Origin of the sequence: Polynucleobacter sp. (assembly GCF_040400325.1) — a bacterium.
Lineage (GTDB): Bacteria > Pseudomonadota > Gammaproteobacteria > Burkholderiales > Burkholderiaceae > Polynucleobacter.
The window spans coordinates 78,894-102,047 of record NZ_JBBAQK010000001.1 but is presented as its reverse complement, the minus strand read 5'-3'; the positions used below and the strand labels follow the sequence as shown (position 1 = coordinate 102,047).

Genomic DNA, 23,154 nt, shown 5'->3' with positions numbered 1-23,154 from the left:
TACTACTCCTTTAGATTGAGCCTAACTAAGCGCTTTTGTCAGCTCTGGTACAGCAGTGTTTAAATCAGCAACCAAACCATAATCAGCCACAGCAAAAATCGGCGCTTCTGGATCTTTGTTGATCGCAACGATCACTTTAGAATCTTTCATTCCAGCTAAATGCTGAATAGCGCCAGAAATGCCGACTGCAATGTAGAGTTGTGGAGCAACAATCTTTCCAGTTTGACCGACCTGGTAATCATTTGGTACGTAGCCAGCATCGACTGCAGCACGTGATGCTCCTAAAGCAGCGCCCAACTGATCAGCTAGCGGGGCAATGATCTCTTGGTACTTTTCTCCAGATCCAAGGCCGCGACCACCAGAAACAATAATTTTTGCAGCAGTTAATTCTGGACGATCAGATTTGGTCAGTTCACGCCCAACAAAAGAGGAATTGCCGGCACTATCAGTAGCAGCTTGTTTATCTATAGCAGCCGAACCACCTGTTGCTGGCGCTGGATCAAAACCAGTGGTGCGCACAGTAATAACCTTCACTGCATCAGCTGATTGCACGGTAGCGATCGCATTGCCTGCATAAATTGGACGCTCAAATGTATCTACACTGACTACCTTAGTAATATCCGATAACTGCGCCACATCTAATTTAGCAGCGACACGGGGCATCACATTCTTGCCGTTAGCGGTAGCGGGCGCTAAAATATGGCTATAAGCACCAGCCAGATTCAGAATCTGCGCAGCCAAAGGTTCAGCTAACTGGTCAGCCAATGTAGCAGCATCTATTTGGATCACCTTACGTACACCAGCTATTTGTGCTGCTGCTGCTGCGACAGCATCTACACCGCTTCCAGCGACCAGAATGTCGACTTCCGGGGAGCATTGCAAAGCAGCCGCTACAGTATTTAAGGTTGCCGGCTTTAAAGAAAGATTGTCGTGTTCAGCAATTACAAGAGCAGCCATTTAAATCACCTTCGCTTCATTTTTGAGTTTTTCTACCAAAGCCGCAACATCAGCTACCATCACGCCAGCTGAGCGCTTAGGCGGCTCTTCCACTTTAATTGTCTTGAGGCGAGGAACAATATCCACACCAAGATCTTCAGGCTTCACAATATCTAAAGTCTTTTTCTTAGCCTTCATGATGTTCGGTAGAGTTACATAACGCGGCTCATTTAAACGCAAATCCGTTGTGATGACTGCGGGTAAAGTGAGCGCAATAGTCTCCAAACCACCATCGACTTCACGTGTGACAGTTGCCTTACCATCTGCTATCACTAATTTGGATGCGAAAGTAGCCTGCGGAATATCGAGTAAGCTTGCCAACATCTGGCCAGTTTGATTGCTGTCATCGTCAATTGCTTGCTTGCCGAGAATGATGATTTGAGCAGCTTCTTTTTCTACTAAAGCCTTCAGAATTTTTGCTACCGCCAGAGGCTGTAACTCGGCATCAGTTTCGACCAAAATGCCGCGATCGGCACCAATTGCTAAAGCCGTACGCAAGGTTTCCTGACACTGGCTTACGCCAGCGCTCACAACTACTACTTCAGTCGCAATGCCAGCCTCTTTAAGACGAACTGCTTCTTCAACAGCAATTTCATCAAAAGGGTTCATGCTCATCTTGACGTTAGCAATATCTACGCCAGAGTTGTCAGACTTGACGCGCACTTTCACGTTGTAATCAACAACGCGTTTAACAGCTACTAAGATTTTCATCTGGAATTCTCAATGTTGGCAAAATGTTTACAAAAAGTAATATTGATTTATCTGCTTACTGATAAACACACGGATCAATCGCTATTTTATCCGTCTCTGAAGACTTAGGCATGACTCATTCCATTTGATGGAATTAAACATCAATAGCTGCGGCTGAGCCAGCCTGCTTACGAAGCTCAAATTTCTGGATTTTTCCAGTAGATGTCTTTGGTAGCTCGCCGAATACAATCGCTTTAGGAACCTTAAATCCGGCTAAATACTGCTTACAATGGGTGATGATATCGGCGGGGGTGACCTCAAACCCAGGCTTAATTTCTAAAAAGGCACAGGGGGTTTCACCCCATTTAGGGTCTGGCTTTGCCACTACTGCTGCAGCCATCACTGCTGGGTGACGGTACAGCACATCCTCAACCTCAATTGAGGAAATATTTTCGCCACCAGAAATAATAATGTCCTTACTGCGATCTTTAATCTTGATATATCCGTCAGGATTCATAACAGCTAAGTCGCCTGAATGGAACCAGCCACCCTCAAAGGCCTCTTTAGTAGCCTTCTGATTCTTGAGATAACCCTTCATTGCAATGTTGCCCTTAAACATAATCTCACCCATGGTTTCTCCATCAGCAGGCACGGGTTCCATGGTTTCTGTATTTAAAACCGTAATAGCTTGCTGCATGTGATAGCGCACACCTTGTCTTGCGTTTAAGCGGGCACGCTCGCCAATATCTAGGTTATTCCATTCGTCTTGCTTAACACATACAGCTGCAGGACCATACACCTCTGTCAAACCATACACATGGGTTAAATCAAAGCCTAACTTTTCCATCCCTTCAATGATCGAGGCGGGAGGTGCTGCGCCAGCAATTAAGCCCTTAACGCCTTTAGGTAGGTCCACCTTCATTTCATCTGGAGCATTCACTAATAAGTTATGCACAATTGGAGCGGCACAATAGTGTGTAACACCATGCTCTTTGATTGCTGCAAAAATGTGCTCTGCATCTACTCGACGCAAACACACATTAACGCCAGCTCGCGCGGCAATCGTCCATGGAAAGCACCATCCATTACAATGGAACATTGGCAGAGTCCACAAATAAATTGGGTGCTTGTTAACATCCCAGTCCAAAATATTCGATACGGCATTGATAGCTGCCCCGCGATGATGGTAAACCACCCCTTTGGGATTTCCAGTAGTACCTGAAGTGTAATTAAGACATATTGCTTGCCACTCATCTGCTGGCACCTGCCAAGCAAAGTTTGGGTCTCCTTCTGCAAGAAAATTCTCATAGGTGAGTTGGCCTAACTTTTCACCTGGTACAACAAACTCTTTTTCCTCAACATCAATGAGTAAAATGTCGCGCTGACTTTCTTTCCTAACAAGCTCTAATGCTTTTTTCATCACACCAGAAAACTCAGGATCCACGATGACCACTTTAGCTTCACCGTGATTGAGCATAAAAGCAATTGATTCTGGATCTAAGCGGGTGTTTAAAGCATTGAGCACTGCACCAGCCATGGGAATACCGAAGTGAGCTTCTACCATTGGCGGAGTGTTAGGCAACATTACTGCGACGGTATCACCCAAACCGATGCCATGCTTTTGTAAAGCACTTGCAAGACGGCGGCAACGCTCATAAGTTTGCATCCAAGTTTGACGAAATTTTCCATGAATAACTGCAATACGATTTGAATAAACTTCTGCTGATCTCTCTAAAAACAAGAGAGGCGTAATGGGTGTGTAATTCGCTGAATTACGATCCAATCCTTGTTCATAAATATTAGCCATCATTTACCTTCAGTATCTAAATTAAATATCTGCGAGCGCTTTAACATGTGCGACTACGCTGCGACTTAAGGCGGATAGGTTATAGCCGCCCTCTAGGCAACTTACAATGCGCCCTTGTGCATATTCCTTAGCAATCTCTTTTAGCCGCTGAGTAATCCATACATAATCATCCTCAACTAAACCCATTTGCCCCAAATCATCTTCACGGTGAGCATCAAAACCAGCAGAAATAATAATGAGTTGTGGCTCGAAATTACGTAATGCTGGAAGCCAGCGTTCCTCTACAATAGAGCGCACTATATCGCCACGAGTAGATGCTGGTAAAGGAATATTCACCATATTATCCCCATTATCTAAGCCGCTATAAGGATAAAAAGGGTGTTGATAAAAACTACACATCAACACATTGGGTTCATTCAAAAATGCAGCCTCTGTGCCATTACCATGGTGAACATCAAAGTCAATGATAGCGACGCGTTCGATCCCATAAGTTGCCATGGCGTAACGTGCAGCAATAGCAACGTTATCAAACAGGCAAAATCCCATTGAACGTGTAGGCTCGGCATGATGACCCGGTGGTCTTACTGCACAAAACACATTTTCTACTTCACCCTTCATCACCGCATCCACGCCTGCAATAGCTGCTCCAGCAGCACGTAATGAAGCTCTATAGGTGTGAGGATTCATAATCGTATCGCCATCTAACATGAAATAGCCACTCTCAGGGGCGCTATCTCTAACAAAACTGACGTGATCTGGGCTATGAACCAACTCAAGCTGGTCTTCGGTTGCCAAGGGAGCATCTAAATGGTGTAAAAAGCGATCAATACCGCTACGAATCAGATGATCATTAATTGCCTGAATTCTCTCGGGACACTCCGGATGATGGCTTCCCATCTCATGTTTCAGAAAGTCTGGATGAGTTATGTATCCTGTTGTCATTACTCAAATTCCTTAATAGCAAAACTGTAATTTTATAATCTAATCTCGACATGAAATTGTGCATTTCCTACCTACTTTTGGCCCTACTATTAGGAGCATGCTCAAACGCCCCCGTACAACCCAACAATCAAGTAAATAATCAATCCATTCAGGTTCAACAGCCCATCGTAAACCAAGCTGACGAAGCGGTCCCTGAAGCCCGTTTTAGCCAAAATCTCAATGAGCTCATGGCTCAGGTGTCTCAGACTCACCAAATCCCACTTTCGAGCATAGAAGCAGGCTTCTTGGATGCTAAAACGATTTCATCAATCCGCAAATTAGTGTTACCCCCATCGGCCACGTTTAAAAAGAATTGGCTGGTATACCGCCAGCGCTTTATTGAACCAGTCCGCCTTAAGGCTGGTCGAGCCTTTTGGGAGCAAAATCAGGCTTTTTTGAGTCAAACAGAACAGTTGACAGGAGTACCAGCTGAACTGATCGTTGCCATTATTGGTATCGAAACCATCTATGGACGCCAAACTGGCACATTTAGAGTCAAAGATGTTCTTTTAACTCTTGCATTCAGTTATCCAGATACCCCTAATAAACCTACTCGAGAACAGCTTTTTAAAGACCAACTCAAAGAGCTGATGTTGATGTGCTGGAACGAAGCTGGTGGAAAGTTGCCATCCAATAACAGCTCACCAGGTGTAAATCAAGCTCGCTTTAATGCCTGCCTTAATCAAAATAGCTCATATGCTGGTGCGATTGGCTTACCCCAATTTATGCCCGGCAGTATTCGTAACTTTGCAGTGGACGGAGATGGTGATGGCCGTATAGATCTTAGACAAAGTTCAAAAGATGCTATTGCAAGTGTTGCTAATTTTATGAAGATGCATGGCTGGCAAACAGGTATGCCGATTTACTTTCCGATACAAGACCAAGCTATCACAGCAGCACGAGCATTAGCTGATGGTGAGCCCCAACTGAAATACTCTATTCAAGAACTCATTGAAAAAGGAATTCTGACGCCTCGGCAAGGAGATCTACAAACTGGTGGTGTCGCACCCCAAAGCAGGGCATTGATTGTCGACTTACCATATCCTGATAAGGATGGCTCTGACCAAGTTTATTACGTTGTAGGTTTAAATAATTTTCTGACGATTGTTCAATACAACCGCAGTTACTTTTACGCTCAAAGCGTAGCTGAGTTTGCGCAAGAGCTGGGCTATAAAAACCAAAGCGCTGTTTCTATCACTAATCCAGCAAAAACTTCCGAACCTAGTAGTGCCAAATCAAAGCCTAAGAAAACCAAGGTCGTGAAAAAGACTAAACAGAATTAAGCTGGAAACACTCCTGTAGATAAGTAGCGGTCTCCACGATCGCAAACGATAAACACGATAGTCGCGTTTTCTACTTGTCGTGCAATACGCAGGGCGACCACTAAACCGCCGCCAGCTGAGATCCCGCAGAAGATACCCTCTTGAGCGGCTAAACGCCGTGCCATCTCCTCAGCATCAGCCTGAGTAACATATTCAATGCGATCGACTTTGTCACTTTCATAAATTTTAGGCAAATATTCGGGCGCCCATTTACGAATACCCGGAATCTGTGAGCCCTCCTCAGGCTGCGCACCAATAATCTGAATATTGGGATTCATGGATTTGAGATAAGTAGATACGCCAGTAATCGTTCCCGTAGTACCCATTGCCGAAACAAAATGGGTAACCTGACCATCCGTATCTCGCCAAATTTCAGGGCCAGTTGTTTCAATATGGGCACGAGGATTATCAGGATTAGCAAATTGATCTAGCAATCTGCCGCGCCCTTCTCGTTGTAATTGCAAAGCATAGTCTCTAGCAAATTCCATGCCGCCAGAAGCAGCAGTCAACATCAGTTCCGCACCATACGCTGCCATACTTTGTCGACGCTCAATACTTTGATTTTCCGGCATTACCAAAATCATCTTGTAGCCCAACATCGCAGCTGTCATAGCTAAAGCAATGCCAGTGTTTCCACTGGTGGCTTCAATTAGGGTATCGCCAGGTTTAATTTCGCCACGCTCTTGGGCGCGCATGATCATCGACAGCGCAGGTCGATCTTTGACCGACCCGGCTGGGTTATTACCTTCTAATTTACCCAAGATCACATTATTGCGAGCTTCATTCTCTTGGCCAGAAATACGCTGTAAACGCACCAGAGGCGTATTACCCACAGTTTGTGAAATTGTTAAATATGTTGGTTTGCTCATAAGCTCATTTTAGCCATAAGCAGACCTAAACTCTAAAGGGCTTAATTTCTGCGGCTAGGTCCCACACGCTCCGGCTGATTGCGATTACCAGTTTGAGTACGAGAATTACGTCTGCCAGAGGCCCCGCCCTCTTTCTGAGTCCTACCATTGGGCTCCCGAAAGGAGCTCGGTGACTCTATTGTTAAGCCGTTATCCACCATTTTTTCGACAGATCTCATACCAATACCACGGACACGCTTTTGCAAATCATTGGCATCTTGAAAATGACCCCCATCTAAGCGTTCGGCAATAATCGTTTTTGCCTTTGCAGGGCCAATACCTTTAATACTTTCTAATTCTGATTGAGTAGCCGTATTAACGTTGACAGGCTCAGCAGCTGCAATACTCAAGCCGCCTAGAAGAATTGCTGTCGAAAATATGAGGGCCTTAACAAAACCTTGTCCCGCCTTATACGTAATATATTGAGTCATTTTTTCTCCTAAAGTAAATAAAAAATCCACGCAGCTTAGATGCGTGGACTACTTACAACGGACAGAAAAAATAAATGTTGACTGCTTTATATTGACTACAAAAGAATCAGTAAATCAGTAGGCCTGCAGTTTATTTTGTATCTAAAGGGCTGGCCAAGAATCCAGCATTAGCTTCAAGCCATTCAATATAATGGCCCACACCTTGCTCTACAGTCAAGAAGGGCTCTGTATATCCTGCTGCACGCAACTTCGTCAAATCAGCTTGAGTAAAGCATTGGTACTTCCCTTTAAGTGCGTCTGGAAAAGGAATATATTCAATTGCTTTTTCTTTCACCAATTCGGCGAGGCTTGCTGGCTGTGCCTTATCTAATTTACGCATTGCATTAGCCACAGCAAATGCCACGTCATTAAACGGTTGCGCACGACCAGTACCTAAATTAAAGATCCCACTGATTTCAGGGTGATCTAAGAAATAGAGATTTACTTTGACGACATCTTCAACTGAAACAAAGTCACGACTTTGTTCGCCAGGGCCATAGCCACCATACTCACCGAATAATTTCACATGGCCATTTGCTTTGTACTGGTGATACTGATGAAAAGCCACAGAAGCCATACGTCCTTTATGTGATTCACGTGGACCATAAACATTGAAATACCTAAAACCGATAACTTGTGCATTATTCGATTTTTCAGCAAAACGCTTGCGCATGACTTGATCAAATAAAAACTTTGAGTAGCCATAAATATTCAGCGGCTTCTCATGCTCACGACTTTCTACAAATACATCTGAACCGCCATAAGTAGCTGCAGAGGATGCATATAAGAGTTGTACTTTTTGTTCGGTACAGATATCTAGCAAGTCCATGGTGTAGCGATAGTTATTGGCCATCATAAAAATACCATCTGTTTCCATGGTGTCGGAACAGGCGCCTTCATGAAAGACTGCTTTCACCTTACCAAAGCGACCGCCTTTGAAAGCTTCTAAAAATTCTTCTCTATTGAGGTAATCAATGATGTCCAAATCAGCCAGATTGCGGTATTTATCTGCAGGACGTAAATCGTCAACCGCAATGATATTTTTTTCACCGCGGGCATTCAGCGCCTGAACAATATTAGCCCCAATAAATCCTGCCGCTCCAGTTACGATAATAGTCACTGTAATTCCTCTGAAGTCACGGTAGCAGTTCCCAACTTACCAACCACAATACCACCAGCGCGATTGGCTAATGCCATCGCTTTTTCGAGAGGCCACCCTGCTGCTAGGGCCACTGCAAGAGTAGCTATCACTGTATCGCCTGCACCAGAGACGTCAAATACCTCTCTAGCTTGAGCTTTAACATGGCTAACGCCCTGCTCAGTGAACAGACTCATCCCCTCTTCGGAGCGAGTTAAGAGTAAAGCCTGAAGATTTAATGAGCGACGTAAATCCTGCGCTCTACGAATCAGATCGTCTTCACTGGTCCATTGACCAACTACTTGGCGTAACTCGCTGCGATTGGGTGTTAAGACCGTTGCTCCTCGATATTTTTCATAGTCTTCACCTTTAGGATCAACTAATATGACCTTTTTCTGTGCACGCGCCTGTTCAATCATATGGGCCACTTGACCTAAGGCACCTTTTCCGTAGTCAGACAAAATGACAACATCGGCACTGCCAACCAACTTCTCAAAGCGCTCCAATTTATGTGCTAAAGCTTGTTCACTAGGAGTTTCTTCAAAGTCCAAACGAATCAATTGCTGCTGACGTGCAATCACACGCAGTTTCACAATGGTGGGAACTTTGGCATCAATTTCTAACTGACTATCGACACCGCTAGCCTTTAAAAGCTCAATAACCCGCTTGCCAGGCTCATCATTACCTGCAATTCCTAAAATAGTCGTCTGTGCACCTAGTGCTGCAACGTTGCGCGCCACATTAGCTGCGCCGCCTAAACGTTCATCGATTTTTCCAACCTGCACGATAGGAACAGGCGCCTCTGGCGAAATCCGCTTGGTATCACCAAACCAATAGCGATCTAACATGACATCGCCTACCACTAGTAAACGTGTTTTAGAGAACTGTTCTCGATTAGCTTTTTCCACTTCAGACTTTTCTAATATTTTCTATTGATATTTTGCAGCTTTAATTATGTCGTCCAATGCCTAGATACTCAATACCTAACTCTTGCATAGCGGCAGGCTCATACAGATTTCGACCATCAAAGATGATTGGGTTCTTCAACTTTTGTTTTACTAAATCAAAATCAGGGCTACGGAAAGCTTTCCACTCTGTCACGATGACCAAAGCATCACAACCATCTAAGGCGGCCATAGGATCGCCCACCATGGAGACCTTTTTTAAACCTTCTGAATTGCCCTTGAAGTCCAAATCAAGACAGTGTTGCGCCTCTTTCATGGCAACCGGATCAAATGCAAGGACTTGTGCGCCACGCTTGACTAATTCGCTAATAATGATACGACTAGGAGCCTCACGCATATCGTCAGTATTTGGCTTAAATGCCAAACCCCACAAGGCAAATTTCATACCCTTCAAATCTTTGCCAAAACGCTTATCAATCTTTTCGACGAGAGTATATTTTTGCGCCTCATTAACAGCTTCTACAGCCTGTAAGATCTTGAGATCTCTACCATGCTCATTCGCAGTCTTAGAGAGCGCTGAAACATCTTTAGGAAAGCAAGAGCCACCGTAACCAGTGCCCGGATATAGAAAACCAAAACCAATTCGAGAGTCTGACCCAATGCCTTGGCGCACTGCCTCAATGTCAGCCCCCACTAAATCTGCCAAATTAGCCAATTCATTCATAAAAGAGATGCGGGTCGCCAACATCGCATTAGCAGCGTACTTTGTGAGCTCGGCACTTTTGACATCCATGTAATAGGTACGCTCATGGTGACGATTAAAAGGCGCATATAGCTTACGCATTTGCTCTTTAGCACGCATTCCAGCTGGGCTATTTTCAGTGCCAATCACAATACGATCTGGGCGCATAAAGTCCTCGACTGCAGCACCCTCTTTTAAGAATTCTGGATTAGAAACGACTGAACATAAATCCGCAGATAATCCCCTCTTCTTTAATTCATCAGCAATCGCTGCTGTGACTTTGTCAGCAGTCCCTACGGGAACGGTAGACTTATCGACGATCACTTTGGGGGTCGAAGCATGACGGCCGATGTTGCGAGCAGCTGCAACTACATACTGCAAGTCAGCTGATCCATCTTCATCAGGTGGAGTACCTACGGCAATAAATTGAATATCACCATGCGCTACAGAGGCAGCAATATCGGTTGAAAACTGCAAACGACCAGCTGCGCAATTACGCTCAATCATTTCGTTCAAACCTGGTTCATATATAGGAACGCCACCAGAATTAAGAATCTCAATTTTCTTGGGATCAAGATCAAGACAGAAGACGTTGTTACCCTGCTCGGCCAGACAGGCGCCAGTAACTAAACCTACATAACCACTTCCGATAATGGTGACTTTCAAAATTAATTCCTATAAAAATATAATCAGTTCATGGTATTACATGGATGGGCCGCTAGGCGCAACACCCTCACTACGTCGTGGGGAGTATGCCTCCCAACTATTACATCCAGGACATTGCCAATAAAAACGTCTTGCACGAAAGCCGCAATTGCCGCAGGTATAGCGTGCCAAGCTGGTAGTGCGCTGGCGCAGTAAATGCAAGATAGATTTCAACTCCATTAGCCTTTCTGAATTGGCGTTACCCTCCTCTAAAGCTAATCTGGTTTCAGCCAATTTTGAGAGTGCGCTTAAGCTAGGTGAGTGCTGCATCACTTCAGAGATAATTGTATTTGCAGCCTGAAGACCGCGAATATTCATTACTTGCTTATGCACAACATCTAGAAGCTCTCCAGATGCTTGTGTATTCAATAATTCACATAAACGCTCTAATCCTGCTGCGCTTTGATCTAAGTCGGTATGTGCCTTCATCCACCTATCAGCTATTAAATGCATATAGGCTGGATGAGAGCTGGCAACAATACTCCATGCTTCAATTGCTTGTGTAGGCTGACCTAATGCCATCAAGTAGTCACCCTGCAAAATCAGGGCCCGAGTATGATTTGCCACTACTCCCAACGCTTCTTGAATCGATTTCTCAGCGCCAGATAAATCATTTGCCTGCAGCGCTTCTTGTCCGAGCTCACAATGAAACTGTGCGATTTCAGTTTGGTGCGATTTACCTTGAAGCTTTTCAAGCTGACTAGCTGCAGTGATGGCTTTTTTCCAATCACGCTCTATCTGATACATCTCTAATAGACTCTCTTTTGCAGGTGCTGCAAATTTTCCAGACCCTACGCGATTGAGAGATGCTTCAGCACGATCTAGCAAACCCGCCCGCAAGAAGTCACGCCCTAATTCATATGCAGCATGATCACGGTCACGGGGCTTTAAATCATCTCGGTTTACCAAATGTTGATGTACTCGAATAGCACGCTCAGTTTCGCCGCGACGTCGAAATAAGTTACCCAAGGAAAAATGTAACTCAATCGTTTCAGGATCAAGCTGCGCAATCTTGACTAGAGTCTCAATCGCTTGATCAGGCTGCTCATTAAGGAGAAGACTTAATCCCTTAAAGGTAGAACGTTGCTGACGCATACGCTCACGCTCATCCATTCGGTTTTCAAGACGCAAATCCCAACGGGATGCTAACCAGCCAATACCAAACATGATTGGTAAAAGTAATAGCCAAGCTGTCTCAATCTGAATCATGCTGAACAGACTTCAAATAAAAAAATGGTCGTCCTGAAGGGCCACTGAGGCTGAGCCTGAATACTAGGCACCAGAACCCTCTTTAGGGCCCGCCTGCTTTAAAGGCTTGTAATCTACACGTTCACGTAATTCTTTTCCAGGCTTAAAGTGCGGAACACGTTTTTCTGGAATCAATACCTTCTCACCTGATTTTGGATTACGGCCAGTTCGCGCAGGACGATGATGAAGCACAAAACTTCCAACGCCACGTAACTCGATACGCTTGCCTTCAGCCAAAGCTTGAGTCATTGTGTCGAGCAAGGTTTTTACCGCCAACTCCACATCCCGAGGCAGAAGCTGCGGAAATTGCTCCGCAAGGCTCTCCACGAGTTCGGAGCGAGTAATAGCTAGTTGCTCTTGATCTGTCATGATCTATCAATAAAAAATCGCCACCTTCCTTACGGAAAGTAGCGATATTGAATTAGCCCTGATTATCCATTTTTGCTTTTAACAAAGCACCTAGATTGGTTGTGCCAGACTGCGCATCACCTTGGAGCTTACTCATTGCATCTTGTTGATCAGAACTGTCTTTTGCCTTGATTGAAAGATTAATCACGCGTGACTTACGATCAATATTGATGATCATTGCAGTAACGCTATCGCCCTCTTTCAATACATTGCGAGCATCTTCAACACGATCAGTTGAGATCTCAGAAGCACGCAAATAAGCCTCTACTTCATCCGCCAAGTGAATCGTTGCACCCTTAGCATCAACCGCTTTCACAGTACCAGTCACGAGGCTACCCTTGTCACTAACTGATGTGTAGTTATTGAATGGGTCCCCAGACAATTGCTTGATACCGAGAGATATACGCTCTTTCTCAACATCAATTGCCAATACAGTGGCTTCAACTTCATCACCTTTTTTGTATTTCTTAACAGCTTCTTCGCCTGGTTCATTCCAAGAGATATCAGAAAGATGAACTAAGCCGTCGATGCCGCCAGGCAAACCAATGAACACACCAAAGTCAGTAATAGACTTGATTGCACCAGTCAATTTGTCGCCTTTTTGCTGAGCACGTGAGAACTCTTCCCATGGATTTGCTTTGCACTGCTTGATACCCAAGCTAATACGACGCTTGTCTTCATCAATATCCAGAACCATCACTTCAACTTCGGTTCCTAATGCGGTAGCTTTACTTGGAGCAACGTTCTTGTTGGTCCAGTCCATTTCAGAAACGTGTACCAAACCTTCGATACCAGATTCGATTTCAACGAACGCGCCGTAATCAGTCAAGTTAGTTACTTTGCCGAATAGACGGGTATTAGGTGGGTAACGACGTGCGATACCTACCCATGGATCATCATCAAGCTGCTTCACACCAAGTGAAACACGGTTCTTTTCTTGATCAAACTTCAAAATCTTAGCTGTTACTTCTTGACCAACAGTCAACATCTCGCTTGGGTGACGCACGCGACGCCATGCCAAGTCGGTAATGTGCAAGAGGCCATCGATACCGCCGAGGTCAACGAATGCGCCGTAATCAGTGATGTTCTTAACGAGGCCAGTGACAACTGCACCTTCTTTAAGGTTAGACATCAACTTAGCACGCTCTTCACCTTGGCTAGCTTCAACCACTGCACGACGTGACAACACTACGTTGTTACGTTTACGGTCAAGCTTAATAACCTTGAAATCCATGGTCTTGCCCTCGTAAGGGCTAGTGTCTTTAATTGGACGTGTGTCAACGAGTGATCCGGGCAAGAATGCGCGGATACCGTTCACCATCACAGTCAAGCCACCTTTAACCTTACCGGTAACAGTACCAGTAACGATTTCAGCTTGCTCGAGCGCTTTTTCCAAATTCATCCATGATGCTAAGCGCTTCGCTTTATCACGAGAGAGGATGGTGTCACCATAGCCATTTTCCAAGGCATCGATGGCAACAGAAACGAAATCGCCAGGAGCAACTTCAATCTCGCCAGCGTCGTTATGGAATTCTTCAACAGGAATAAACGCTTCAGACTTTAAGCCAGCGTTAACAACGACGAAGTTATGGTCGATGCGAAGGACCTCAGCCGAAATAACTTGGCCGGTCTTCATATTCGATCGGGTTAATGATTCTTCAAATAATTCTGCAAATGATTCAGACATGTGTATTCACTTTGTGCCGCCAGAGGGCCCGACGGGTTAGGTTAAAAAAGTCTCAAAGAAACACGCTAATGAAATGATCGCGTTGTAGAGTTTCTTAAGACGCCAAAACTACTCATTACAGCTAACATCTACTACCTGCAAAACTAAGCATCTATAGATCGATACCAATCCAAAACTGCCTTAACTGCTTGATCTATCGACAAATCTGATGTTTCAAGCACTTTTGCACCATCTGCAATCACTAAGGGGGCAGCGCCTCGACTACTGTCTCTGGCATCACGCTCCTGCAAATCCTGCAGTAAGTTGGAAATTTTAGCAGAAATTCCCTTAGCTATCAATTGCTTATAACGACGCTCTGCTCTAGCAGGAGCCGTTGCAGTCAAGAAAACCTTCAAAACGGCATCTGGGAATATCACACTCGCCATATCCCTGCCATCAGCTACTAAGCCTGGAGATTGCAGAAAACTGCGCTGTAGACCTACTAAAGCCGCCCTTACTGCGGGATGTACTGCCAAAGCTGAGGCTCTAAGTCCAATACTTTCAGTGCGAATCGCTTCCGTGACATCCTCGCCATTAAGGATAATTTGATTATTTTTAAATAAAATCAATAACTTAGGAACTAAAAGACCTAATTCTGGGCCATTTTTGACATCAATTCCTTGGATTTCACTTGCTAGTGCAACTAAGCGATATAAGGCACCACTATCCAAATAATGGAAACCCAGCTTATCTGCCACTAAAGATGCAACCGTCCCTTTGCCAGAAGCAGTAGGTCCATCAATGGCAATGACTGGAAAAGAGCTCATTTGGCAGTATTTAACTCACTACCTGCGCAAACTCTGCGAAGTAAGTTGGGAATGTTTTAGCAACACAATTTGGATCATTGATTTTGAGTGTGTGGGGTCCAAATGCCGCAAGTGAAAAACACATTGCCATTCGATGGTCATCATATGTATCAATACCATCGCTTGGCGATTTCCAATGATCTTGAGATGCTGGCGCCTGAATCACGATGTAATCAGAGCCCTCTTCAACGATTGCCCCAACTTTCTTTAATTCTGTTGCCATAGCAGCAATACGATCAGTTTCTTTCACGCGCCAACTAGCGATACCATTTAAGCGTGTTGGGCCTTCTGCAAACAATGCGGTAACTGCGAGTGTCATGGCAGCATCTGGTATTTCAGTACAATCTATAGTGATGCCATTGAGTTTTCGATTGGCATTCTTGACGCCAGCAACTTCAATCCAATCTTCACCTGCCGTGATGTTGGCGCCCATGAGGGCAAGCGCATCTGCAAATGCAACATCACCTTGAATACTATCTTTGCCGACTCCAAGAACGCGCACAGGGCCATTGCCGATAGCACCCAGGGCTAAGAAATAAGAGGCTGAGGAGGCATCACCTTCAACCAAGAGCTCTCCTGGACTTTGAAAAACAATATGCGAAGTTTTGGCAGGAATGGCAAATGATTGTGAATCAGGGCATGAGACCTTGACACCAAATCTGGCCATTAATTTGAGGGTGATATCGATATAAGGACGTGAAATGAGTTCGCCGACCACTTCAATGCGCACAGGCTCATAGGCAACTAAAGGCAAAGCCATCAGCAAAGCTGTCAAGAATTGACTCGACACATCGCCGCGCACTTTAACAACATCTTTAATCTGAATATCTGCTGCAGAAATCTGAATCGGTGGATAGCCATCTTGTAATTCATATTCGATCTTGGCGCCCACTTGGCGCAATCCATCAACAAGATCACGAATTGGTCGCTCATGCATTCGAGCTACGCCTGATAAACGATAGTTAGCACCTTGCATCGCTAGCGCTGCAGTCAAAGGACGAATTGCAGTCCCTGCATTGCCCATAAAGAGATCAGCATCACGTACTGGAAATTTGCCATTACAGCCCTCTACTACACAAACATGATTGGGTTGATCGATGACTGAAAGACCCAACTGGCGGAGCGCATTACGCATCACTTGTGTATCGTCAGCATCTAATAAGTTCTTGAGAGTTGTGGTACCAGAAGAAAGTGCTGCCAGCAGTAATGCGCGATTGGAAATACTCTTAGAGCCCGGCAAAATAATCGAGCCTTGAGCTCGTTTAAATGGTCCAATCTCAATATTGGGCAAACCACCCATCAGACTACATCCAAGTTTTTTCGCGCTTTGCTCGCTTTATTAAAAAGCTTTTCTAAACCAGGGCCATCATTTTCAGTAATTAATTGATGCATGTGATTGACGATCAATAAATACTGATCAAGCTCTTTCAAGATTGCTGTGCGATTACCTAAGCAGATATCGCGCCACATCTCTGGGCTGGATGCAGCGATGCGGGTAAAGTCCTTGAAGCCGGCGCCCACATGACCTAGCTTTTGCTCTGCATCCTCTGAATTGACAACGCTCGCCATCAAGGCATAAGACAAAATATGCGGCAAATGAGAGACGGCTGCATAAATTGCATCGTGTTGCACGCTACTAATCTTTTTCACTTCGGAGCCAACCGATTCCCAAAAGCCCTCGATCAGAGCGATATCTTCTGGAGAATTGTCTTGCATAGGACAAATAATCGTTTGCCTACCTTTAAATAAATCCGCTTTAGCAGCACTAGCACCATGTTGAGCACCGCCCGCAATTGGATGGGCCGGTACAAATTGACATACCTTTTTACCTAAGACTTCTTTGGCAGCCACAATCACATCGCCTTTAGTGCTTCCAGCATCAGTAATCATGGTTTTAGATTCAAGATGCGGTTCAATCAGCTCAAACGCACCTCGCATTTGTGCAACAGGCACACACAAAACAATCACATCGGATTTTTTTGCAGCTTCACCTAAATCCACTACAGCATCAATCGCACCCATCTTGAGGGCTTGATCTACATTTTCTTTACTCCGACCTACGCCTAAAACTGTTTTCACTACACCTGCTTGCTTCAGAGCCAATCCAAGGGATGCTCCAATCAGACCAACACCGACAATAGTGACAGTTCCATAATTGTCTGCAGAATGAGTAATGGTCATGGGCGTATTGATCTTTTGTAATCTGAATGAATTACTGTTGCGCCAAGATATCTTTTAAGGCATCTAGAAAGGCGGCATTTTCTTCGGGCAAACCAATTGAGATACGAAGCCATTGTGGCAATCCATAATTTCCAACTGGCCTAACAATAATGCCGCGCTTGAGCAAGGCTAAGTTGATACGGCTGCCTGACTCATCATCATCACCCACTTTAACCAAAACAAAATTACCGGCAGATGGTAAATAAGTAAGTCCAAACTGATCAAAGGCATTGGTCAGCTGAGCATATCCAGCACGATTGAGCTCAAAGCCTTTTTGTAAGAAAGCGGTATCTTGAAAGGCGGCAATCGCTGCAGCTTGTGCAAGACTATTCACATTAAAGGGTTGGCGAATGCGATTCAGTAAATCGGTCAAATGTGGTTGAGCCACCCCATAACCAATCCGTAAACCAGCTAGGCCATAAGCCTTCGAGAAACTCCGTGACAAAATCATATTTGGGAAACGCTTTACCCAAGCAATTGCATCGTAGCGCTGTTCAGGCGCTAGGTATTCGTTATATGCCTCATCCAAAACGACCACCACACTACTGGGTACTGCGATCAAGAACCCTTCAATCTCTTTAGCCGGTAAATAGCTCCCGGTTGGATTATTGGGATTGGCAACAAAGACTAGTTTGGCCTTAGGACCAGAAGCGTTAATGGCAGCTAACATGGAGGGCAAGTCATGTCCATAACTATAGGTAGGCGCAACCTCAATGGATTTAGCACCCACTGCTTGTGTAGCTAAGGGATAAACAGCAAAAGCGTGTCGAGAGAAAATAACCTCATCACCTGCTTGAGCAACTGCCCGCGCGGCTAATTCCAAGATATCGTTACTACCATTGCCTAAGGTAATCCAGTCTGTTGGAACACCTAAACGCTCCGACAATACTTTCTTTAACTCAAATCCATTTGAATCTGGATAGCGGCCTAAATCTGATGCAGCTTTCAGCATTGCATCTTGTGCTGACTGAGGCATTCCTAATGGATTTTCATTAGATGCTAATTTGACAATCTTACTTTCATCTAAACCATAGTCGCGCGCAACTTCGCTAATAGGACGACCACCGACATAAGGTGCAATCGCATGAATGTGTTTTAAACCAATTTTTGAAGTCATTCTGGCAGCGTTTAATTTATAGGCTTATCTTCTGCAGCCTTAAGCTGAGTGTGGATAGGAGCCAAGGTTTTTATAAAATGCAGCAATATCTTTTAACTCTTCCAAAGCTTTAATCACCTTTGCTTCAGTAGCGTGGCCAGCAATATCAATGTAAAAAAGATATTCCCATGTACCTTTGCGAGCAGGGCGTGATTCGAAGCGATTCATCGACACACCATATTTAGCTAAAGGTGCAAGTAAGCGATAGACTGCGCCAGGTTGATTATCTACAGATAGCACTAATGAAGTTTGATCATGCCCTGTAGGCTGGCATTCATAAGAGCCAATCACCACAAAGCGTGTGCGATTATGAGCATCATCTTGAACCTGAGCAGTGACTACTTGCAAACCGTAAGCCAATTGGGCTGGATCACCTGCGATTGCAGCTAAAGTTGGGTCATTCGCAGCCAAGCGCGCAGCTTCAGCATTGCTACTGACTGCTTGCCGTTTTAATTGGGGTACATTCTGACTTAACCATTGTTGGCATTGCGCCAGTGCTTGGGCATGTGCGCAAACAGTAGTGACTCCATTCAAATGGCCATTCTTAGATAAAAGATGATGCCGAATAGGTAATACTACTTCGCCGCTAATCTGCATCGGCGAATCAAGTAATAAATCTAAAGTACGTGAGATGGCACCCTCGCTGGAATTTTCTACCGGCACGATACCAAATTGGGCGGAGCCCTTTTCCACAGCATTAAATACTTCATCCAGGCTATTGCAAGGTAAACCTGTAATTGAGTGACCGAAATAGTTTTGGGCGGCTTGCTCAGAAAAAGTACCTACTGGCCCAAGGTAAGCAATGGTTTGGCGAGCCTCTAAGGCACGACAAGCTGACATCACTTCTCGCCAGATTGACGCAATACCATCAGGCAATAAAGGACCTTGATTAATCTCCTGAAGTTTTGTAACTACCTGTCGCTCGCGCTCAGGACGAAATACTGGGGAAGAAAATCCACCTTTAATATGACCAACCTCTTGAGCTGCTTGAGCGCGCTGAGTAAGTAAATCTAAAATCTGCGCATCCAAGGAGTCGATTTTTTCACGCAAGGGAGTCAAGCGCTGTTCTTCAGTACTCATTAAGCCCGCCTTTCAAAATCGCGCATAAATTCAATCAAGGCTTTAACGCCTTCTAAGGGCATTGCGTTGTAGATGCTGGCACGCATACCACCAACAGCTTTATGGCCACGTAAGGCAACCAAACCTAAAGCACTCGATTCTTCTAAGAACCTTACATTCAAGGACTCATCTTTTAAGAAGAAAGTAACATTCATTCGAGAGCGATATTCTTTCGTAACGCGATTCTCATACAAGCTACTTTGATCTAAAAAGTTATAAAGCAAATCTGCTTTTTCTTGATTTCGCTTTTCTATAACCTTAACACCACCCTGCCTCAGTAGCCACTTAAATCCTAGACCAGCCATGTAAATAGCAAAGGTTGGAGGCGTGTTAATCATAGATTGCGTACCAGCCTGTATAGACCAATCCCAAATCGTTGGGGTAATGCCCATGCTGTGGCCGATTAAATCCTTACGGACAATCACAATCGTCACCCCTGATGGCCCAATATTTTTCTGCGCCCCAGCAAACCAAACGGCGCACTTCGTGATGTCCATCTCTTTAGAGAGAATATTGCTGGCAATATCTGCGACCAGCGGAACAATTCCCACGTTGGGGATATCAGGAAACTCAACTCCACCAATCGTTTCATTCGCGCAGTAGAGAACGTACGCAGCATCACTTGAAAGCTGCCAACTTGATCTCGGGGGAATGGTATTAAATTTTTCTGCAGCAGATGAGGCTGCTAGATTCGCGATCCCATATTTCTGCGCTTCCTTATATGATTTTTCTGACCAAATACCAGTCACGATATAATCTGCTTTGGGTCCGCCCTTTGCCAAAGACATTAAGTTCATTGGAATTGCAGCATTTTGACCAAGACCACCACCTTGCAACAATAAAATTTCATAGTTGTTAGGAATATTCATCAGACTGCGCAGGTCTTGTATGGTCTCTTCATACACGGACATAAACTCTTTACTACGGTGACTAATTTCCATCACGCTAGTACCGAGTCCCCGCCAATTGAGCATCTCATCAGCAGCCTGCTTCAATACCGCTTCCGGCAAGGTAGCAGGCCCCGCAGCGAAATTGAAAATGCGGCGGTCAAAAGTCATAATGTTTTCTAGTCTTTTGGTGATGACTTAAGCATCGCCTGCCGCATCAGGGGAGATATCACCATCTTCCGCTTCATCAACATTACCCTCGTCATCGGAATCGCTTTCAGCAATTCTCTGTAAACCAGACAGACGAGTACCTTCATCGACATTGATCAAAGTAACACCCTGAGTGGCACGACCCATCTCACGAATTTCTGAAACACGGGTACGCACTAAGACACCACCAGTAGTGATCAACATAATTTGATCCTCAGGCGACACTAGGGCTGCGGCAACCACTTTGCCATTGCGCTCAGAAGTCTGAATCGCAATCATGCCTTTCGTACCACGGCCATGACGAGTGTATTCAGCGATTGGAGTACGCTTGCCGTAACCATTCTCAGTAGCCGTCAACACGCTATTTGGAATCGCTAGGTCATTGGCAGCAGCAACGGCTGCTTGTGCGCCCTCAGCAGCTTCAGCTGGAGCAACTAGCATCGCAATCACTTGGTGACCTTCACCTAAATTCATACCGCGTACACCACGCGCTGTACGGCCCATTGGACGCACATCATTCTCATCAAAACGCACGGCCTTACCTGCGTCGGAGAACAGCATCACATCGTGTTGGCCATCGGTAATTGCTGCGCCGACTAAGAAGTCTCCTTCATTCAAGTCAACTGCAATAATTCCGGCCTTGCGTGGATTAGAGAAGTCAGACAAACGAGTCTTCTTCACGGTACCTAGACTGGTTGCCATGAAGACATACTGATCATCCTGATAACCCTTAATTGGAAGAATCACAGTGATCTTTTCACCCTCGATCAACGGGAACATATTGACGATCGGCTTACCACGGGACGTGCGACTACCTTGCGGCACTTCCCATACCTTCAACCAATACATGCGGCCACGATCAGAGAAGCAAAGGATAGCGTCATGTGTATTGGCTACGAATAAAGTATCAATCCAATCCTCATTCTTGGTAGCAGCAGCTTGTTTGCCACGACCACCACGTTTTTGCGCGCGGTATTCACTGAGCGGTTGACTCTTCATGTAACCAGTATGTGAAAGTGTGACCACCATATCTTGTGGCGTGATCAAATCTTCTGTGAAGAGTTCGGTAGCGTTCATTTCGATAAATGAACGGCGCCCTGAATCACCGCCTGCAATACCAAATTCTGCTTGAACCTCTTTCAATTCAGACTCAATCACAGAAGTAACGCGCTCTGGCTTAGCCAATAAATCTAACAAATCAGAAATCTCAGCCATCACTTCTTTGTACTCATTAACAATCTTATCTTGCTCAAGACCAGTCAAGCGTTGTAAACGCATTTGCAAAATTTCTTGCGCTTGACTATCAGAAAGTCTGTACAAGCCCGTAGTTTGCATCCCGTACTCCGGCAGCAATCCATCTGGACGATATGCATTGCGGCCACCCGGAGTATCCGTTTCAGCTCGGGCCAACATCTCACGCACCATGGATGAATCCCAAGCTTTAGTCATCAACTCTTGCTTAGCAACGACAGGGTTTGCGGCAGCTTTAATAATGGCAATGAACTCATCAATGTTCGCTAAGGCAACTGCTAAACCTTCTAAGACATGGCCTCGTTCGCGCGCTTTACGTAATTCAAAAATCGTACGACGTGTTACCACTTCGCGACGATGTTGTAAGAAGTACTCTAGCATTTGCTTCAAGTTCAACAAGCGTGGTTGGTTATCCACCAAGGCCACCATGTTCATGCCGAAGTTATCTTGCAGCTGAGTGCTCTTATATAAGTTATTTAGAACTACTTCAGGTACTTCGCCGCGTTTAAGCTCAATCACAACGCGCATCCCTGACTTATCTGATTCATCACGCAAATCAGAAATACCTTCTACTTTTTTCTCATTTACTAACTCAGCAATACGCTCGAGTAAGTTCTTTTTATTTACTTGATATGGCAACTCGTCCACGATGATCGCTTGACGAGCACCTTTATCAATATCTTCAAAGTGAGTCTTAGCGCGCATCACCACACGGCCACGGCCAGTGCGGTAGCCCTCGCGGACGCCCTGAACGCCATAGATGATGCCGGCGGTTGGGAAATCTGGAGCAGGAATGATCTCAATGAGTTCGTCAATCATGCACTCTGGGTTGTGCAGGACATGTAAACAGGCCGTAACGACCTCATCCATGTTGTGAGGGGGGATGTTGGTTGCCATACCCACCGCAATGCCAGAGCTGCCATTAATCAGTAAATTAGGCACTTTAGCAGGAAGAATCAGGGGTTCTTTCTCGCTACCATCGTAATTTGGCCCAAAATCAACGGTTTCCTTGTTCAAATCGGCCAAAAGCTCATGGGCGATCTTACGCAGACGGATCTCGGTATAGCGCATCGCAGCGGCATTATCGCCATCCACGGAGCCAAAGTTGCCCTGTCCGTCAATCAGCATATAGCGCAGAGAGAAATCCTGGGCCATACGGACGATCGTGTCATACACCGCAGAATCGCCGTGCGGATGGTATTTACCGATCACATCGCCAACTATACGGGCAGATTTTTTGTAAGCTCGGTTCCAATCGTTGTTTAATTCATACATAGCGAATAAGACTCGGCGGTGAACCGGTTTGAGGCCATCGCGCACGTCTGGCAGGGCTCTGCCGACGATGACGCTCATTGCGTAGTCCAAATAGGACCGTCGCATTTCGTCTTCGAGGGATATTGGTAATGTTTCTTTAGCGGCTTGTTCCATCTTGAAATAATATCATTTTGATGACAGAGGC

The 23,154-nt window shown here is 45.1% G+C and carries 19 protein-coding genes and 1 pseudogene; 1 reads left to right on the top strand and 19 read right to left on the bottom strand.

Translation table 11 applies throughout. The annotated features are described in order from the left end of the window. Window positions 1-21 precede the first annotated feature (21 nt). The 4 genes from ABWP14_RS00550 to ABWP14_RS00535 all read right to left on the bottom strand — a co-directional run bounded on the left by ABWP14_RS00550 (window position 22) and on the right by ABWP14_RS00535 (window position 4,435). Window positions 22-957 (bottom strand): electron transfer flavoprotein subunit alpha/FixB family protein, encoded by a 936-nt coding sequence (locus ABWP14_RS00550; protein ID WP_353201032.1) that lies wholly within the window; start codon window positions 955-957, stop codon window positions 22-24. Further along, a complete protein-coding gene (locus ABWP14_RS00545; RefSeq protein WP_353201031.1) occupies window positions 958-1,707 on the bottom strand; it encodes an electron transfer flavoprotein subunit beta/FixA family protein in 750 nt (249 codons plus the stop codon). It abuts the gene before it with no gap. Window positions 1,708-1,840: 133 nt separating this feature from the next. Continuing rightward, entirely contained in the window at window positions 1,841-3,493 is a 1,653-nt protein-coding gene (locus ABWP14_RS00540; RefSeq protein ID WP_353201030.1) for an acyl-CoA synthetase, read from the bottom strand. Between the two features lie 21 nt (window positions 3,494-3,514). Beyond that, complete coding sequence (locus ABWP14_RS00535) at window positions 3,515-4,435, bottom strand: histone deacetylase family protein (protein WP_353201029.1); 921 nt, start codon at window positions 4,433-4,435, stop codon at window positions 3,515-3,517. Between the two features lie 50 nt (window positions 4,436-4,485). On the opposite strand from ABWP14_RS00535, the gene ABWP14_RS00530 reads away from it, so the two are divergent. After that, window positions 4,486-5,757 (top strand): lytic murein transglycosylase, encoded by a 1,272-nt coding sequence (locus ABWP14_RS00530; protein ID WP_353201028.1) that lies wholly within the window; start codon window positions 4,486-4,488, stop codon window positions 5,755-5,757. Here the strand turns inward: ABWP14_RS00530 and cysM are convergent. The 15 genes and pseudogenes from cysM to gyrA form a co-directional block, all read right to left on the bottom strand. Further along, complete coding sequence (gene cysM / locus ABWP14_RS00525; RefSeq protein ID WP_353201027.1) at window positions 5,754-6,665, bottom strand: cysteine synthase CysM; 912 nt, start codon at window positions 6,663-6,665, stop codon at window positions 5,754-5,756. The genes ABWP14_RS00530 and cysM overlap by 4 nt on opposite strands. A gap of 41 nt (window positions 6,666-6,706) precedes the next feature. Next, the gene (locus ABWP14_RS00520) at window positions 6,707-7,135 is read right to left on the bottom strand and encodes a ComEA family DNA-binding protein (RefSeq protein WP_353201026.1); all 429 of its coding nucleotides are present in this window, start codon (window positions 7,133-7,135) and stop codon (window positions 6,707-6,709) included. A gap of 130 nt (window positions 7,136-7,265) precedes the next feature. After that, window positions 7,266-8,294, bottom strand: coding sequence for an ADP-glyceromanno-heptose 6-epimerase (gene rfaD / locus ABWP14_RS00515; protein WP_353201025.1), 1,029 nt, complete (start codon window positions 8,292-8,294; stop codon window positions 7,266-7,268). After that, window positions 8,291-9,220 (bottom strand): D-glycero-beta-D-manno-heptose-7-phosphate kinase, encoded by a 930-nt coding sequence (gene rfaE1 / locus ABWP14_RS00510; RefSeq protein ID WP_353201024.1) that lies wholly within the window; start codon window positions 9,218-9,220, stop codon window positions 8,291-8,293. The genes rfaD and rfaE1 overlap by 4 nt, the downstream gene beginning before the upstream one ends. Before the next feature lie 40 nt (window positions 9,221-9,260). Then, complete coding sequence (locus ABWP14_RS00505; RefSeq protein WP_353201023.1) at window positions 9,261-10,625, bottom strand: UDP-glucose dehydrogenase family protein; 1,365 nt, start codon at window positions 10,623-10,625, stop codon at window positions 9,261-9,263. Window positions 10,626-10,661: 36 nt separating this feature from the next. Continuing rightward, the gene (lapB, locus tag ABWP14_RS00500; RefSeq protein ID WP_353201022.1) at window positions 10,662-11,873 is read right to left on the bottom strand and encodes a lipopolysaccharide assembly protein LapB; all 1,212 of its coding nucleotides are present in this window, start codon (window positions 11,871-11,873) and stop codon (window positions 10,662-10,664) included. Between the two features lie 69 nt (window positions 11,874-11,942). After that, window positions 11,943-12,281 (bottom strand): annotated as a pseudogene (locus tag ABWP14_RS00495) (integration host factor subunit beta); the annotation flags it as partial. A gap of 52 nt (window positions 12,282-12,333) precedes the next feature. Continuing rightward, entirely contained in the window at window positions 12,334-14,007 is a 1,674-nt protein-coding gene (gene rpsA / locus ABWP14_RS00490; RefSeq protein ID WP_353201021.1) for a 30S ribosomal protein S1, read from the bottom strand. A gap of 143 nt (window positions 14,008-14,150) precedes the next feature. Then, on the bottom strand, window positions 14,151-14,813 hold the full coding sequence (gene cmk / locus ABWP14_RS00485) for a (d)CMP kinase (protein WP_353201020.1): 663 nt from the start codon (window positions 14,811-14,813) through the stop codon (window positions 14,151-14,153). A gap of 10 nt (window positions 14,814-14,823) precedes the next feature. Next, on the bottom strand, window positions 14,824-16,143 hold the full coding sequence (gene aroA / locus ABWP14_RS00480) for a 3-phosphoshikimate 1-carboxyvinyltransferase (protein WP_353201429.1): 1,320 nt from the start codon (window positions 16,141-16,143) through the stop codon (window positions 14,824-14,826). 8 nt (window positions 16,144-16,151) lie between these two features. Continuing rightward, on the bottom strand, window positions 16,152-17,033 hold the full coding sequence (locus ABWP14_RS00475; RefSeq protein ID WP_353201019.1) for a prephenate dehydrogenase: 882 nt from the start codon (window positions 17,031-17,033) through the stop codon (window positions 16,152-16,154). A 31-nt stretch (window positions 17,034-17,064) separates the two neighbouring features. Then, window positions 17,065-18,189: a histidinol-phosphate transaminase gene (hisC, locus tag ABWP14_RS00470; RefSeq protein WP_353201018.1), complete on the bottom strand. Its 1,125-nt coding sequence runs from the start codon at window positions 18,187-18,189 to the stop codon at window positions 17,065-17,067. Window positions 18,190-18,228: 39 nt separating this feature from the next. Next, complete coding sequence (pheA, locus tag ABWP14_RS00465; RefSeq protein ID WP_353201017.1) at window positions 18,229-19,308, bottom strand: prephenate dehydratase; 1,080 nt, start codon at window positions 19,306-19,308, stop codon at window positions 18,229-18,231. Next, on the bottom strand, window positions 19,308-20,405 hold the full coding sequence (gene serC, locus ABWP14_RS00460) for a 3-phosphoserine/phosphohydroxythreonine transaminase (RefSeq protein ID WP_353201016.1): 1,098 nt from the start codon (window positions 20,403-20,405) through the stop codon (window positions 19,308-19,310). Before serC ends, pheA begins: the two co-directional genes overlap by 1 nt. Before the next feature lie 27 nt (window positions 20,406-20,432). Beyond that, complete coding sequence (gene gyrA, locus ABWP14_RS00455; RefSeq protein WP_353201015.1) at window positions 20,433-23,123, bottom strand: DNA gyrase subunit A; 2,691 nt, start codon at window positions 23,121-23,123, stop codon at window positions 20,433-20,435. Window positions 23,124-23,154: the final 31 nt, after the last annotated feature.